1 protein-coding gene is annotated in these 583 nt (G+C 64.0%); it reads left to right on the forward strand.

Features of this window, described 5'->3' with window-relative positions; all coding sequences use genetic code 11:
- The coding region (gene hpaD, locus E1J61_RS37050) for a 3,4-dihydroxyphenylacetate 2,3-dioxygenase (protein WP_243737142.1) at positions 1–583 on the forward strand (583 nt) is incomplete at both ends.

A 583-nucleotide genomic window follows, 5' to 3' on the forward strand; every position in this document is an offset into this window, starting at 1 on the left:
GGCGCTGGCCGCGAAGATCACGCACGTACCGTCGATGTACCTGAGTGAGCTGGACGGGCCGAACAAGGGCTGCCGCCAGGCAGCCATCGATGGACACAAGGAGATCGGCCGGCGCTGCCGCGAGCTGGGGGTCGATACGATCGTCGTGTTCGATGTGCACTGGCTGGTCAACAGCGAGTACCACATCAACTGCGGGCCGCAGTTCTCGGGCTGCTACACCAGCAATGAGCTGCCGCACTTCATCAAGAACCTGCCGTACGCGTATCCGGGCAACCCGGAGCTGGGCCACCTGATCGCCAACGTCGCCAATGAGATGGACGTGGCGACGCGCGCGCACAGCGACACGACCCTGGAGCTGGAGTACGGCACGCTGGTCCCGATGCGATACATGAACGAGGACCAGCACTTCAAGGTGGTGAGTGTATCGGGGTGGTGCGTGTGGCACGACCTGCCCACCAGCGTCAAGTTCGGGCAGGCGGTACGCAAGGCGATCGAGGAGCACTACGACGGCACGGTGGCGATCCTGGCGAGCGGCTCGCTGAGCCATCACTTTGCCGAGAACGGTACGGCACCGCAGTTCATG

Source organism: Cupriavidus sp. L7L (genome assembly GCF_004353535.1).
In the GTDB taxonomy this organism is placed as follows: domain Bacteria; phylum Pseudomonadota; class Gammaproteobacteria; order Burkholderiales; family Burkholderiaceae; genus Cupriavidus; species Cupriavidus oxalaticus_A.